Origin of the sequence: Williamsia herbipolensis (assembly GCF_036153515.1) — a bacterium.
GTDB lineage: Bacteria > Actinomycetota > Actinomycetes > Mycobacteriales > Mycobacteriaceae > Williamsia_A > Williamsia_A herbipolensis.
The window spans coordinates 617897-632550 of sequence record NZ_CP108021.1; the positions used below are offsets into that span (position 1 = coordinate 617897).

Below are 14654 nucleotides of genomic sequence, written 5' to 3' on the forward strand. Positions count from 1 at the left end.
CAACAGGTGAACACGCGATACCTGGCGATCAGCTATGCGACTGCGTAGCAGCCGATTTGGCATCATTTACGTCCAAACGAACGGAACTCGCTCTGGCGGAGTCGGATACAGGCACCTTTCGGCAGAGCAGGAGTGCCGCGCACACAGACGCCGCAGCAGGAACCACCGTGGCGCCTAGCGGGCCCAGCGCGATGAGTGCGGTGAACACCGCCGGCGCGAGCATCGCGCCGACGTTCCAGGACATCTGATAGGCCGACTGGTACTGACCCCGCTCCTGCTCGGGCGCGGCGTCGAGCGCCATCGCCGTGGAGGTGGGACTGTGGGCGACCTCGCCGAGGGAGTAGATCACCATGGCCACGATCATCGCCATCACGAGCGTCGGCCCGTGGGTCGATGACGCGGCTCCGAAACCCACCATCCCGATCGCCATCGCAGCCAACCCGAGCACCGCGCTGACGCGATCGCTGAGGCCGACCCTCTGGAGGGCCATGACGACGGGCACACCCGCGGTGGCCGTGATCGCGGTGTTGACCGCGTACAGGGCTCCGGAGAGTTGCGGCGACAGGTGAAGGGCCACCACGACGAGGAGCGGGAGCAGATTGCTCAACGCCGCGTAGTTGAGTGAACTCAGCGCATTCGCCGCCGTGTAGCGCATGAAGGTTCTGTCGCGGAGAACTCTGCCGTAGGCGACGGTCGCACGGGCGACGGGCGGTTCGCCATGGGGGAGTCGGAGGATGACGAGCGACGCGATACCGAAGGTGGCGGCGTTGACCAGGGCGATGCCCACGAACCACGAGTCGGAGGCGTCGGCCGGAACCATCGTCAACACCAGCGCGCCGAGACCCAGGGCCGCATTCGACATCGACCGCATCAGAGCGAGGAGCTTGGATCGACTGCGCCCGGTGGCCAGTCCGGCGATGACGACGGGTTGGGTGGTCTTGGCCGTCTGATTACCCATCGCCACCAGCACCGCGGTGAGCCCGAAGGACACCGGGTCGCGAACGATCGTGTACACCAGGAACCCCACCATCTGCAGGAGCAGTGCTGCGGCCAGGATGTCTCGTGCCCCTCGTCGATCGACCATGGTGCCGATGATCGGCATCGTCGCCAACGCGACACCGGTCGCGACCGTCAGCACGATGCCGACCGTGGTGAATCCCAGACCCGTCAGATGGTGGAGCAGCACCAGTGACAGCGGAAAATACAACCCGCTTCCCAACGAGTTCACCGCGACTCCGGCGGTGAGCAGACGGACTGACCGTCGGTTGTCGCTGCTCGAATCCATGGCGAGATGATGTGTCGAGGCCCGCTCAGGGAACAATCGTTTCGACGGTGATCAAATCCATCGTGGTATCGGACCTCTCGATGCGTCGCGACGCCGACCCGGGGTCAGCCCTCCGCCCGCAGGTAGTGCGCGATGGCGTTGGTGAGCCCGCGCCGTGCCAGGTCGAGGTCGTTGTAGGAGCCGAGGTGACGTTCGGAGGTGATACCGCGCATCGCGCCGGGAATGAAGGCCGCGACCTCGGCGACCCGTTCGGGATCCACGCCGAGGCCGGCGAAGGCGCGCGTGCACGTCGCGAGCCATGCGTCGCCCCAGGAGGCGAATTCGGCTGCGGTGCGGGGGAAGAGCCGCTCGAACTCGTCCCGGTCACGAGGCATTGCGGCCCGTAACGTCTCGATGGCGCGGGAATCGGCGCTGTCGAGTCCGTCCCACATGTTGTCGATGATGGTCGCCACCCGTTCGTGCAGTGTCGCCGTGGGGACCGACCCGGCCGGCAGGTCGCCTCGACGCTCGGCGGTGTGGCGTAGGACCGCGGCCCACAGGCCGTCGACATCGCCGAACTGATACTTGACCGCGCCCCAGGTGACGCCCACATCGCCGGCGATCCTCTTCCCGGACACCGCTCCCGGATCGCCGGAGGCCAATGCCGTCAGTGCGGCGTCGAGCATCGACTCCCGCGTGGCCTGACCCCGTCTGTTGGTGCGCCTGTTCGCGACACCGCTCTCGACCATGCATCGATCGTAGTACGTGACGCCGTTTTCACAGAGGGCTCTTTCCTTTTTTCACGGAGGGCTTTATGTTCGAGCGACAGCAGTCACCGGCGGAAGGGCCATGATGGCGAGAACTCCCCTCCCGATGAAGCCGACCGGATGGTTCCAGGTCGCGTGGTCGGCGGAGATCGCAGTCGGCGCTGTGCACCGTATGACCTACTTCGGCACCGAGATGATCGCTTGGCGTTCGAGCGCGGGACGGGTCACCGTCATGGACGCCTACTGCGAGCATCTCGGCGCTCATCTGGGGTTCGGCGGGACGGTCGACGGCGAGATCCTCCGCTGTCCGTTCCACGGCTGGGAATGGAATCAGCAGGGACGCAACGTCTGTGTCCCCTACGAGAAGCACCCGAACCGCGGACGCAGGATCCGTACCTACCCGGTGGCCGAGCACAGCGAGTCCGTCTTCATCTGGTTCGACGAGCATCGTCGCGAACCGTATTTCGACGTGGCCGAGGTGCTCACCGGCTTCGACGACGACAAGAGTGCCGCCGACTACTACCCGGCCTTCGGTCACACCCACCTGTTCCGGCCGGGACTCGAGATCCACCCGCAGTACGTACAGGAGAACGGCGTCGATTTCGCGCACTTCACCTATGTTCACGACACCCCGTTGGTCCCGGAGTTCACACGTCACGACTTCGACGCACCCGTCTCCTACGTCGACTTCACCATCGCCTTCGACGACGTCCCCGCCGAGGAGATCAACAGCGGTGTGCAGGCGATCAACAGCGGTATCGGGGTCGCGGCCACCAAGAGCTGGGGGATGATCGACAACCGCACGCTCACGTCGGTGACACCCGTCGACGAGACCACCTCCGACATCCGCTTCACCGTCTGGATCGGCCGAAAACCCGGCGACGACAGTCCGACTCCGACCAGCCGTGCGTTGCGCAACGCCGCCGGGGTCATCGAGCAGTTCGAGAACGACCTCCACATCTGGGCACACCAACGCTATTCCGACCCACCTGCGCTGTCGCCGAAAGAGTTCGAGGGCTTCACCGCGATCCGCCGATGGGCGACGCAGTTCTACCCCGACGACTTCGACGCGACCGCGGCGGCCCGCGCTGACCTCACCCGCTGACCACTCACGTCGCCCGAAAGGACTTCCATGCCCCTCACCGCACCCATCCGCGTCTTCCAGGTCGCCACCGGCAACGTCGGTTCGGAGATGATCAAGCGCATCGGCGCCCACCGCGATCTCGAACTCATCGGCGTGCACTGCTACTCACCGGAGAAGGTCGGCAGGGACGTCGGTGAGCTCGCCGGTGGCGACGCCATAGGGGTGATCGCCACCGGATCGGTGGACGAGATGATCGCCGCAGCACCCGATGTCGTCACCTTTCACGGCGTCTTCCCCGACGAGGACCTCTACGTGCAGGTCCTCGAGGCGGGCATCGACATCGTCACCACCGCCGACTTCATCACCGGCCACCATCGCAACGCCCACCACCGACACCGCTCGGGCCGACCCATCACCGAGGTCATCGACGACGCCTGCCGCAAGGGCGGTTCCACCTTCTACGGCACCGGGATGAACCCCGGCCTCGCGCAGATCCTCGGGATCGTGCACACCGCCGACGTCGCCGAGATCGAGAACATCACCGTCACCGAATCGGTCGACGTGTCGTGTCATCACTCCGTCGAGACATGGAAAGAGGTCGGATACGGCCGCCCTGTCGACGATCCGACCATCCCGGATTCGCTCTACAAGTACACCGCCGTCTTCGAGGACAGCGTGCGGTTGATGGCCGACGCGTTCGACCTCGAACTCGACGAGGTGGCGTTCTCCTACGAGCTCGGCGCCTGCACCAAGGATGTCGACCTCGGCTGGTACCAGATGCCGAAGGGATCACTGGGGGCGAACTACATCAAATACCAGGGCATGGTCGCCGGAGTGCCCCGCGTCGAGACACATCTGGAATGGCAGATGACACCGCACACCGATCCCGCGTGGGACATCCAAGGCTGCTACATCACCCACATCAAGGGCGACCCGAACATCTACAGCAAACACATGATCTTCCCGAAACCCGGCGTACGTCTTGATGATCCCAGCGATTTCGCGGCGATCGGCATGACCGTCACGGGTCTGCCCGCTCTCAACGCGATCCGTTCCGTCGTCGCCGCCCCACCGGGAATCGTCACCAGTGCCGATCTGCCGTTGCGCGCCTTTGCCGGTCGGTTCGCCACCTGACGCGTCGCCGGTCGGTACGGCGGATCAGCCGGCCCGGACGCGCAGGATGCGGTCCCTGCCGCCACCGTTGTCGGTGGTCACCAACAGTGATCCGTCGCGGTCGACCTTCAGGCCCCGCAGGCGTCCATAGGTGTCGCGGAGGCCGTCGGTGGTGCGAACCGTCTCGCGACCGTTCTCCGAGAGCGTGACGAACACCAGCCGCTTTCCCTGCTGGGTCGAGATCACCACTGCGCCACCGAGGTCGCCCCATCCCTCGGCGGGGAGGAACTCCAACGCCGGCGTCGCGAGGGTCGGTGCACCGGAACTCCAGACCGCGCCGATGGCACCCGGCACCCGCTGCGGGTCGGTCATGGGCACAGACTCGTCGTAGATGAACGGAGCGCGGTCGGGTCGATACCCGTAGTTGCCACCCGGCTGCAGGAGATTCAGCTCGTCATCGCGGGACGTGCCCTGCTCGATCGAGTAGACCCGCCCGGTTCCAGGTTGTATGGCCACCCCCTGGACATTGCGGTGGCCGAGTGAGTAGATCGGCGTCCCCGGGAGGGTTCCGCCCGCGGGAGCACCGCCGGTCGTGATGTGGAGAACTTTGCCGCCCAACACCGTTGGGCTCTGGGGGTACGACGGCACCGCGTTGTCACCGGTGCCCACCCACAGTGTGCCGTCAGCTGCCGCGGTCAGTCCGCAGCCCGCGTGACGACCGCCGGAGTTGACCGGGATGTTCGACAGCACCGTGCGTGTTCGAGCCAACGACGACCAGTCGTCGGCGACGCGCCACGCGACCACGTTGATGACCTGTCCGGTGTTCGGGAAGGGAAGGGGCAGATTGCCGGCCGAGCCGGTGCCGATCCCCGATCCCGAGGTCTTCTCCGCCTGGCAGGAATACAGCGTGCGGTTGGCCGCGAAACCACGGTCGAGCGCCAGTCCCATGAGCCCGGCCTCGTTGGTGACGAACAACTGCGACTGATCGGCGCGGACGGTCTGCGCCGCCCCTCCGGGGCGCACGGCGACGAACCGGCCGCTCCGCTCGCCGGAGATCAGCGTTCCGTCGGGAGCGACCTCGACGTCCCACGGTTTGTCGAGACCGCTCGCCACCGTGGTCACCGACAGCGGGGGAGCCGCTTGCGCCAATGGCGCAGCGAGCAGGGTCGCACAGAGCCCACCCACCGTTGCGAGTGCGACAGACAGGGCGCGGAGGGCCAAACGTTGCCGGGTCACTTCAGAATCGTAACGTCGTTCTTTACTTTATCGCAGGGGTTCTGAATCGGGCATCTGTACTGTTCCGGCACCTCACCGGTGTTGGTCCTTTTGCCGCTTTCACCAGGTCTCACCGATCTGACCAGGAACAATCGCGCGAAGCGCACAGTGGGGAGATGAACCCGTTCAGTTCGGTCCAGCAGCGCGTGGGCGAGATGATCTTCGAACGCGTCGCCGGCGAGGAAGGTCCGGCTCGACGCGACCGGATCCATCTGTCGACCGGGCCGCGCCGCTACGGTCCCGACTCGGCCATCTATCGCGTGCATAGCGACGCGTCGATGTTCATCGGTGGGATGCGGGCCCTGCTGCTGCAGTCGCTGCACCCGCTCGCGATGGCCGCGGTCGATCAGCACTCGGGATACCGCGGTGACCCGTGGGGGAGACTCCAGCGCACCAGCACCTTTCTCGCCGAGACCACCTTCGGCACCATCGACGACGCCGACCGCGCGATCCGGATCGTCCGCGCGGTCCACAAACGCATCACAGGGACGGCGCCGGACGGCCGCCCGTACGCCGCGTCGGACCCGCACCTCATCCGCTGGGTCCACGTCGCCGAGATCGACAGCTTCCTGCGCGCGCACGATCGCTATGGCGCTGAACCGCTCGATGCGAGTGGTCGCGACGAGTACGTGCGTCAAACTGCCTTCGTGGCAAGGGGTCTCGGCGCGGTCGACGTCCCCGAGACGACCGCTCAGCTCGACGACGTGCTGGCGGCCTACCGGTCGGAGCTCCGGGGCACGGCCGCCGCCCGCCGGACTGCGCGGTTCATCCTCCTGAACCCACCCATCCCGCTGCCCGTACGTCCCGCCTACGGGGTGCTGTCGTCGGTGGCGGTGTCGATGATGCCGTGGTGGAGCCGGTTCCCACTGCGCCTGCCGTACCTGCCCGTCACCGAGGCGACGGCAGTGCGGGGGAGTGGCATCGCGATGACATCGGCCATCCGTTGGGCCCTCGGACCCGGTCCCACCTGTGGGGCAGCCCTGGAAACGACCGAATCCCCCTCCTAGGCTGAGACAATCAGCCGATGTCCGACCCAGAGGTGGTGGTCCTCGAACCCAGAGCACCCTATGGACCCGGCGTGCTGCGCGTGGGTGGCGACCTCGTGTACGAGATCTACGTGGCCAGCGGGCACGCCGACCGGGTGGAACGCCTTCCGATCTCCGAACGCCATGCGCACGTCCTGAGCACCGACGTCGAGCGCTACTGGTTCTTGTTCACCGCATTGCACCACCCGTATCAGTTGACCGAGACCCGTTTGAGCGCAGAGCGTCTCACCGACTACCTCGACGCCATCCTGTTCGCCGAGCAGCCCGTGGTGGAGGCGTTCCTCACCGAACTCGACCACGGGTCCGCGAACGGCGCGCTGTCGAACCTGCTGCGCATCTTCGTGGATGCCGACTACTCGCGAATGCGCGACGGCCGCTGGTTCGGCTCCATCCCGAGAACAGAATGAGGCCGTCAAACGAGATGACGGGGCGCGGTCACCTCAGAGTCTCTGGCGCGAAGGTGACGTCGACACCGCCGACGGTCATCGTCACCTCACCTTCGATCATCATCACCTGAACCGAGACACGCCGATCGATCCTCTGCGCCAACTGCGCGACGGGCGCGTGCGGAATCTGGACCACTGAAAGGTTCGCCATCCCGACGACCTTGGGGCCGACGGTCCGCCACCAGGTGGCCACACCGGAGGCGAATGGATACAGAACCACCTGTTCGGCTTGGCCTGCCGCCTTGCTCAAGGCTCGTTCGTCGGGCTGACCGACGTTGATCCACTCCACATTTCGACCGGTGTAGTCGGCGAGTCGCAAGTCAGGTGCGCCCGGGGTCGACAGGCCGGCGCCGAACGTCAACTCACCGTCGACATCGTTCACCCGATGCGCGCGCAGACCGAACGCCAACAGCCGCACCACCATGCGCTCGTCGGTTTCGCTGGGGTGTCGCGCCACGGTCAGTGTGTGATCGGCGTAGTAGTTGTGCTCGACGTCGGAGACGCCGAGTTCGACTTTGAACACCGTTGCAGAAAGGGCCACGCTCTAGTGTCCACCCAACCTCCGGCGGTTGGCGAATGACCACAGTCTGCCGGCTGGCAGGCGTTCGTAGACGCCCACTCGGGCTTAAGTTGACATAATGTATCTTATCGGCACACGCGTAACCTTGCATGATGCACGCTTGACCATCTCGACACTGACCGCCGTCGGTACCGCCCGTCATCGAGATCGCAATCGTCACCCACCGACTGCAATCACCGCGGCGAATAAACTTTTCAGCTGGACGCCATCGATCGCGCGACCCGAACACGAAGCGACCAAATTTCCTACGAATGTCAGCGGCCGAACGGCCACAGATTGATCATGCACCCCCGATGTATAAAGGCCCCATCTCCTCACGAATCGTCACTGTGACGATTCTGTCCATCACACCGGGAGTCAGCAGTCAGCGCCAACGGACTTCAGCGCTGCGACGTCACTACAGACGGCGGCGCCCACTGCCTGTAGGCGGTAGAACCTTGCCAGACGGTGGCGGCAACGACCCGACCAGACGTCGGCGATGTCGCCACCAGAACGCCTGCCCCACAAAGGGAACGAACCACACAGCCAATATCCACAGACCGCTGCGCCGGGGTTCCATGTCCGACAAGCCCACACTCACCGTCGCAGCCAATGTCGTCACGAACCACAACCCGGCTACCGCGGCCTTAGCCAGCAACACGTAGACCGAATGATCGAACTCCGCGCTACACGCAGCATCGCGGGCGCATTCCGACAGGCCCGCTTCCGCGAACAACTCCGTGATCACTTCGCGAAGCTACCACCGGATCGCTGCACTTCGGTCGCCTAGAGGTGTGCGCAGGAGCCACAAGAAGCGAGGTAGATGTCAGGTCTAATATCAGAGCCATGAACATGCCTCCGCGTTGTCGAAAGAATGCTTTCGCCTGATTACACCCGGACGACCTTGGAGTCGACCATCGCCAAGTTTGCACCCAGGTTGCCGCGCAGATCGGCGCACGGATATTGCTACCACACGCGATCATCAACACCATTCGAATATCCGGAACTGCAGTCGGTGTCACCGACACAGACCTCGAGGTAACGATGTACACCACCGAGGTCGGCCATGCGGGTTCATTTCCCCCTCACTCCGACCCTCTCGCGGTCAGCATCACGATCTTCGCCCGACCAGCTGGGATGACGCCGCTAGAGTCTGCGCAAAGCGGTAGCAGCGTCGCCATCAGCGACGAAGAAGCCGAAGCGTGGTTGCGGGTGTGCATCGGAGACGACCTGGCCGACTACGCCTACCACGTTCCGACCATCACTACGGATTCCAGCCGTAGTCGCCAACCCGCACGCCAAGGACGCCTCGGAGGTGGCGTAGCCGCCTAGTTGCGGTGACCACGGCGACGCTGAACATCACAGCCACCACAGCCGCCGCGAGTACCCAGTTCGATATCGCGCCACGCAGCACGATGGCAACTGCGGCGAGCTGCACCACCGCTCGCAGAACGGCCCGGACGGCGGGTGCTCGGGGCTGTACCCCGTACTAAGCGAGAATCGCCACCGCGATCGCAACGAGCAGTCCTCCACCGGAGATCACCCGAATCCACTGCTCCACACCATCCCCCTTGCGACTACCTCGGCTCAAGCGCCGACAGGACTGTTGCGGCGGCGTGCGTGGTGCTCGTCGCTGATCGCCGTCATCTCGATCTCACCACCGTCGCGCTGTCGAATCGCGTCTTCCTGCAGTGCGGCCGAACGATCCGATTGTCCTGGCCGGATATGCAGAACAACACCACCTAGGGGTCGGCGTGCGCATTGTCTAGGCGCGGACCGGGTTCCGGCGGGCCGTCTGGGACTTTTCGACGCCCACGATCAGCGAGGTCACGAGGACAATGGGCGCGGCGATCCAGGCGCTGAGGATGATTGAGGTTGGGGTAGCCAGGTGAGCGAAAGCGAACAGGGCGCTTGCATATCCCGTTGCCGCGACGAGCAGTCGAGCCCGCGGCGTCGCGATCATGAGAAAGGTGGGACTGTGCGCAAGAGTGATTGTCGCGCAGGCGGTCAGCGCCGCACATATTCCGTTGAGAGTGTTCAGTGTGCCAATGGCGGCGAGTTCAGCGGTCGGTGCCGCGGTGGCGTCGACGACCAGCCACACTCCTATCGCCACACTGATGGCGCACAACACAGCGCACGCCAGGGTCGCGGACACGATCGCGAACAGGGCGTCGTCGTGGCGATGGTGTCGGACGTATGGTGCCACGGCGATCGCCAGGATCAGCGGAGCGGCGGCACCGATGACGACGAACTGCAGTACTGCGTACCCGGGGTGGAGATGGATTGCAGCGATATCGATTTGGCCGCGGCCACGCACAACAACTGGAGTCCCGAACACGGCGACGGTGATAGACCAGGCCACGGCCACTGCGATGACCGCGAAGCGAAACACCAACGCCGCCATTGCTCGGATGCTCATGGCGGCGGCTGGTCGCTGCGTTGCGCCCCGGAGCGGGGCACTGCGTCGCGGGCCGAGGGTTCCCGGTCGTCGGCCAGGCGGATGGATTTGGCGACGAGGACACCGAACGCGCAGGAAAAGACCGACCACACCACAGTGATGGCCGCGGCCGTGATGACGAGGCCGTCGATTGTCATAGACGAGTCCCCTATTTGTTGGTGTGTCCGGGTGGCGAACTCGACTGTGTTGCAGTACCTGCGGATGGAAGTGCTGGATGTGGACCGGTGGTGGCGTAGAAGAAGTCGCGGCGGTCGGGGGCGAGGTAGCGGCCCGCTGAACTGCGCATTGTGGGCAACAACTTTGTCGGGGTTCGTCTACTGCCGGTGGTGGTCCAGGTGGTGAATATCGACATCCCGCTGTGCATGTCCAGTTCCATTCCTCGGACCGCGCCAGCGTCTGCGAGCGCCACCGCGAGAGTGGTCAGGTTCAGATAGTTGCCGGCGACGTAGACGATGTTGTTGTGGCGGTCGATGCCCAACCCGGATCGCCACGTGTATTGGTATTGCAGGTGGGTTCCACCCCAACCGACCGCGCTCGAACCGTTGCGGGGCAGTGGGCGGGCGTGATCGACGATCAACTCGAGATTCTGCCGTGCCGCGACGATATGCCGCGTGAGGGTGACATCGCGTCCCCACGACCCAACAGTGAGGTGTCCGTGATCGTCGATGGCCGCGGTGGCTTGGCCGTTGACGAGCGGCCGGTAGGTGAGTCCGTTGGCGTAGATCCCGCCGGTGATGTCGGAAAGTCGAAACCCGGAGTTGAACACCGCTGCCAGCGATGCGACGTCGGTGGGTGGAACCTTCGCAGCGCTGGTGTTGAGCGGGCTGCGTGGTTCGGAGGTACCCAGCACCAGGTGCATGGTCAGCGCCGACGACGCGAGCACCGCCACGCCGGTGACGACGCTGGGATGGGTGGGGTCGGGCTCGAATCGGCTGGTGTAGACCGCGGGGGCACCAGTCGCGGTGACCGAGCCTATCTGCCACTGCGGTGGATGTAGTGCGCCTGCGGGGGTCGGTAGCGTCGGCAGGACCACCGCGGCGCCCGACACCGGTACTCCGACCGCGAATTGACCGGTGTCAGCTGGGGTTTGAGAGGGGGCGTGTCGGGTGTAGTACCACGTCTCGATCTGGTCGACGACCGAGCCGGCCCCGTGATCGCGTAACCAGGCCGAGGTTTTGTCGGCGAAGGTGGCGTAACCGGGCGCGACGAGCGCCCGCACGTAGGACACTCCGATCACCGACAGGACGACCATCACCAGCGCGACGAGCAGATAGGCCAGTCGCGCGCGGGTCGAGCGGTGTCGCCGGCGAGACTGGGCGCCGACGACACCACGACGCTCAGCGTGGTCGGCGGTCATCGCAGATCACCGCGGCCCGCAGTTTCCCGAGCAGGTGGGCAGCGCCTGCGGCTGCCAGCGTCGACGCCACCCAAATCCACAGCGGCGCATCGACCACCAGGTTGCTCACCGCATCAGCGGGGAAAGGCTGCGTCGCGTGGAAGGCGAAAAAGAACACCAACACGAACGTCGCTATCGCCGCGTACACCGTCGCCGCGGCGGCCACCCTGGCGACAACAGTGGGCTGGGATCGCGGGACTGTCGTCGACGCCATGGTCATGCGGGCACCTCTGCCTGTGCGGTTCGCGGCTCGAGGCGGTCGACTTTGGTGGCGATGAGGTAACCGACGAGTCCAATGATGACGGCGAAGAACACGATGTTGACTGCGGTCTTACCGACGCCGAGTCCACCAGCGTCGGCGGGCTGGGTGAGCAGATCTCCCAACGATGCCCCAAGTGGGCGGGTGATGATGTACGCGGCCCAGAACGCGAGGACGGCGTTGAGACGAAGACCAAAGTGCCCGAGGGTGATCGCCGCGATCAGCCCGGCGAAAAGCACCAACGACCACCCGTAGCCCAGGGCCAGCTTCTCTGCGATGAGATCGCCGGCAGCGGTACCCAAGGCGAAAGTCACCAGGATGGCCAGCCAGTAGAACGCTTCGCGGCGCGGTGTGCGGATCGAGTGGATCGACAGGGTCTTTTCCACCAGGTACCAGGCCGAGAACACCACGATCAGAGCCACCGAGAAGATGGTCGTGGTCACTGCCAGCGGCACACCGAAGTTGTCGGTCAGGTTGTCGGTGATCAAGGTGCCGGTGACGCTGATGAGTACCACCAGCCACCAGTACAGCACCGGAATGTAGCGGCGGACCGCGAACTGCGCGGCCAGGCTGATAACCAACAAGACCACGGTGACGATGGTGGTGTTGGTCAGCCCGAATCCCAGTGAGGTGTTGAGGTAGTCCGCGGCGGTCTCACCGACGGTGGTCGCGAAGATCTTGATGACCCAGAAGTAGATGGTGACCTCGGGGACCTTGCTCCATGCCCATCGCGGTGTGCTCGGGTGGTCGCCGATGGTGGGGTTGTGGTGCATGGCGGTCAGCCTTTCGTCGGGGTGAGAGGACGGGGGGCGAGCACCTCGTGCCAGCGCGGCGGGGTGCGCGGTTCGATGACTTCGAGCGTCCGAGCAGTGAGGTCGGGGACGATCAGCGCGGCTGCCCCGGCCAGCGCGATCGCTGCGGTGACATCGGTCAACCAGTGCGCCCCCAGATACAGCCGGGTGCCGGCCGCGAGGACAGCGACGACAAGCGCGGCGGTGATCGCGGCGATACGGCGGACCCGAGGCGATCCCACGGTGGCAAGAACCGCGACCCCGAAGACGAGAGCCGCGGTGCCGGTCACATGACCGGACGGAAACGACATCGCGACCTCCGGGGTCGCGACCTGGTCTATTGGCGGTGGCCGTAGCCGGTTGACCAACAGCTTGACCATCTCGCACACCAACCCGGCTACAGCGACGGTCGCGAGCAACGCTATGGCCCGTGCTGCGGCGCGATCACGTAGCAGGAACACCGCGGCGGCGATCACCGTCCAGATACCGACCCATATCGGGCTGAACATGTCGGTCATCACTGTCGCGGCAGCGGTGACTCCACCGGTGCGGTGAGCGAGCATCCAGTTCAGCACGCCGGTGTCGGCGAAGCCGAAAGGATTGTGATGGGCAGCGATGCCCAGACCCGCCACGCACACCACCGTCACCAGCAGTACGGCCATCGCGTTGTGCAGCGGTCGGATGCTCATGGTGGCCACTGTGACGGCCTGATGCTGTGGCGATGCTGTACCCCGCTGAAAGGACGCTGAGGACAGCCCGCGGGTGGCGGGTCGTGGTGGCTAGCCTCAACCGATGAGGCCTCCCCCGCGGCGTATCGCAGCGACACTTGACCGGTACGTCGGCGGCGTACGTATCCGGCTGACCATCCTCGCCACCGTGCTGCTGGCCATCTCACTCGCCGCCGCCGCGGTGATCATGCTGTTGGTGCTGCACAGATCGTTGCTCAACTCTGCCGACGCCGCGACCGGTGCGCGGGCCACCGAGATAGCAGCAACCGTGCGTACCGAATCACCGCGCGGCCTCGACAGCGCAACGCTGACGACATCCAAAGACCTCGACGTCATCCAGGTGCTCGACACAACCGGCGCCGTCATCGCCGCCACCAACGGAGACCGCACCGCACCACTGGTGCCGCCGGCCCCTCGGGGCACCCGGCACGTCATCGACGGTGCCCGCATCGCAGACAACCCCGCCGAGTACCGGGCCACCGTGGTCGGGGTATCGACACCCACCGGAGACGTCACCGTCGTTGTCGGTGCCGCCGAAGGACCCATCAACGACGTGGTGACAACAGTCGGCATCCTGTTCGCGTCGGTGTTTCCCGTCATCCTCGTACTACTCGCCGCCAACACCTACTTCCTCAGCGGCCGCACGCTACGCCCCGTGGAGCGCATCCGCGCCCAGGTCGCCGCGATCAGCAGCAGCGACCTGAGTAAACGTGTGACCGAACCCCGCACGAGCGACGAAATAGCCCGGCTGGCAGCGACAATGAACGAAATGCTGGCACGCCTGGAAACAACGCGGACCGCGCAGTTGCAGTTCGTCGGCGATGCCTCACACGAACTACGCAGCCCGCTGATGACCATCGTCGGCCTGCTCGATCTGTCGCGCACCACCGACGAACCCATCGACCCCGCCACCGTCACAGCGTTCTTGTTACCCGAAGCCCGACGCCTTCGAGGCATGGTCGACGACCTACTGCTGCTGGCCAAAGCCGACGAACGCGGAATACCTCTGCACCTCGACGACGTCGACCTCGACGACCTCGTCGGCACCGAAGCGCAACGCCTCACCCAACTCCGAACCATCACCATCACAACGCACATCACACCGATCCGCGTGCGCGGCGATCACGACAAACTCACCCGCGCAATCCGCAACATCGCCGACAACGCGCTGCGTTACGCGACCACCACCATCGACCTGTCGATGACACGCAACGACAACGCCGAACTCGGGGCGGTCACCATCACCGACGACGGCCCTGGGATACCACCCGAGCACCGAGAGAAAGTCTTCAACCGATTCGTCCGGCTCGACACCGACCGCCAGCGCGCCCAGGGCGGATCCGGCCTGGGCTTGGCGATCGTCGACGAAATTATCCGGGCCCACCACGGCACCGTCAGCATCGGCGACACACCCTCAGGTGGCACCCAAGTCACGATCACTGTGCCCACCGCCGACGACTGATCGGCC

At 65.2% G+C, this 14654-nt stretch carries 16 protein-coding genes; 5 read left to right on the forward strand and 11 right to left on the reverse strand.

Annotated elements, in window-relative coordinates; genetic code table 11:
* Positions 1-28 precede the first annotated feature (28 nt).
* The gene (locus OG579_RS02795; RefSeq protein WP_328857994.1) at positions 29-1285 is read right to left on the reverse strand and encodes an MFS transporter; all 1257 of its coding nucleotides are present in this window, start codon (positions 1283-1285) and stop codon (positions 29-31) included.
* 104 nt (positions 1286-1389) lie between these two features.
* Positions 1390-2013 (reverse strand): TetR/AcrR family transcriptional regulator, encoded by a 624-nt coding sequence (locus tag OG579_RS02800; RefSeq protein ID WP_328857995.1) that lies wholly within the window; start codon positions 2011-2013, stop codon positions 1390-1392.
* Positions 2014-2116: 103 nt separating this feature from the next.
* Between OG579_RS02800 and OG579_RS02805 the strand changes: the two genes are divergently transcribed.
* Positions 2117-3136: a Rieske 2Fe-2S domain-containing protein gene (locus OG579_RS02805; RefSeq protein WP_328857996.1), complete on the forward strand. Its 1020-nt coding sequence runs from the start codon at positions 2117-2119 to the stop codon at positions 3134-3136.
* Positions 3137-3163: 27 nt separating this feature from the next.
* Complete coding sequence (locus OG579_RS02810; protein WP_328857997.1) at positions 3164-4249, forward strand: NAD(P)H-dependent amine dehydrogenase family protein; 1086 nt, start codon at positions 3164-3166, stop codon at positions 4247-4249.
* 24 nt (positions 4250-4273) lie between these two features.
* Here OG579_RS02810 and OG579_RS02815 read toward each other — a convergent pair whose 3' ends face one another.
* Positions 4274-5464, reverse strand: a complete 1191-nt coding sequence (locus OG579_RS02815) for a PQQ-dependent sugar dehydrogenase (protein WP_408068733.1) — start codon at positions 5462-5464, stop codon at positions 4274-4276.
* Between the two features lie 155 nt (positions 5465-5619).
* Here OG579_RS02815 and OG579_RS02820 point away from each other — a divergent pair, with 155 nt between their 5' ends.
* Positions 5620-6510 carry an oxygenase MpaB family protein gene (locus tag OG579_RS02820; protein WP_328857998.1) on the forward strand — a complete coding sequence of 297 codons (891 nt, stop codon included), beginning with the start codon at positions 5620-5622 and terminating at the stop codon, positions 6508-6510.
* 17 nt (positions 6511-6527) lie between these two features.
* Positions 6528-6956, forward strand: a complete 429-nt coding sequence (locus OG579_RS02825) for a hypothetical protein (RefSeq protein ID WP_328857999.1) — start codon at positions 6528-6530, stop codon at positions 6954-6956.
* 28 nt (positions 6957-6984) lie between these two features.
* Here OG579_RS02825 and OG579_RS02830 read toward each other — a convergent pair whose 3' ends face one another.
* The 8 genes from OG579_RS02830 to OG579_RS02860 form a co-directional block, all read right to left on the reverse strand.
* The gene (locus tag OG579_RS02830) at positions 6985-7536 is read right to left on the reverse strand and encodes a YaeQ family protein (protein WP_328858000.1); all 552 of its coding nucleotides are present in this window, start codon (positions 7534-7536) and stop codon (positions 6985-6987) included.
* Positions 7537-8818: 1282 nt separating this feature from the next.
* Positions 8819-9004, reverse strand: coding sequence for a hypothetical protein (locus OG579_RS21935; RefSeq protein WP_408068794.1), 186 nt, complete (start codon positions 9002-9004; stop codon positions 8819-8821).
* A gap of 315 nt (positions 9005-9319) precedes the next feature.
* Entirely contained in the window at positions 9320-9958 is a 639-nt protein-coding gene (locus OG579_RS02835; RefSeq protein ID WP_328858001.1) for a hypothetical protein, read from the reverse strand.
* A gap of 11 nt (positions 9959-9969) precedes the next feature.
* Positions 9970-10149: a hypothetical protein gene (locus OG579_RS02840; RefSeq protein ID WP_328858002.1), complete on the reverse strand. Its 180-nt coding sequence runs from the start codon at positions 10147-10149 to the stop codon at positions 9970-9972.
* Positions 10150-10160: 11 nt separating this feature from the next.
* Positions 10161-11369, reverse strand: a complete 1209-nt coding sequence (locus tag OG579_RS02845; protein ID WP_328858003.1) for a hypothetical protein — start codon at positions 11367-11369, stop codon at positions 10161-10163.
* A complete protein-coding gene (locus OG579_RS02850) occupies positions 11350-11628 on the reverse strand; it encodes a hypothetical protein (protein WP_328858004.1) in 279 nt (92 codons plus the stop codon). Before OG579_RS02850 ends, OG579_RS02845 begins: the two co-directional genes overlap by 20 nt.
* Positions 11625-12440, reverse strand: a complete 816-nt coding sequence (locus OG579_RS02855) for a COG4705 family protein (protein ID WP_328858005.1) — start codon at positions 12438-12440, stop codon at positions 11625-11627. Before OG579_RS02855 ends, OG579_RS02850 begins: the two co-directional genes overlap by 4 nt.
* Before the next feature lie 5 nt (positions 12441-12445).
* Complete coding sequence (locus tag OG579_RS02860) at positions 12446-13147, reverse strand: phosphatase PAP2 family protein (RefSeq protein WP_328858006.1); 702 nt, start codon at positions 13145-13147, stop codon at positions 12446-12448.
* Positions 13148-13250: 103 nt separating this feature from the next.
* On the opposite strand from OG579_RS02860, the gene OG579_RS02865 reads away from it, so the two are divergent.
* The gene (locus OG579_RS02865) at positions 13251-14648 is read left to right on the forward strand and encodes a sensor histidine kinase (protein ID WP_328858007.1); all 1398 of its coding nucleotides are present in this window, start codon (positions 13251-13253) and stop codon (positions 14646-14648) included.
* The last annotated feature ends 6 nt before the right edge of the window (positions 14649-14654 follow it).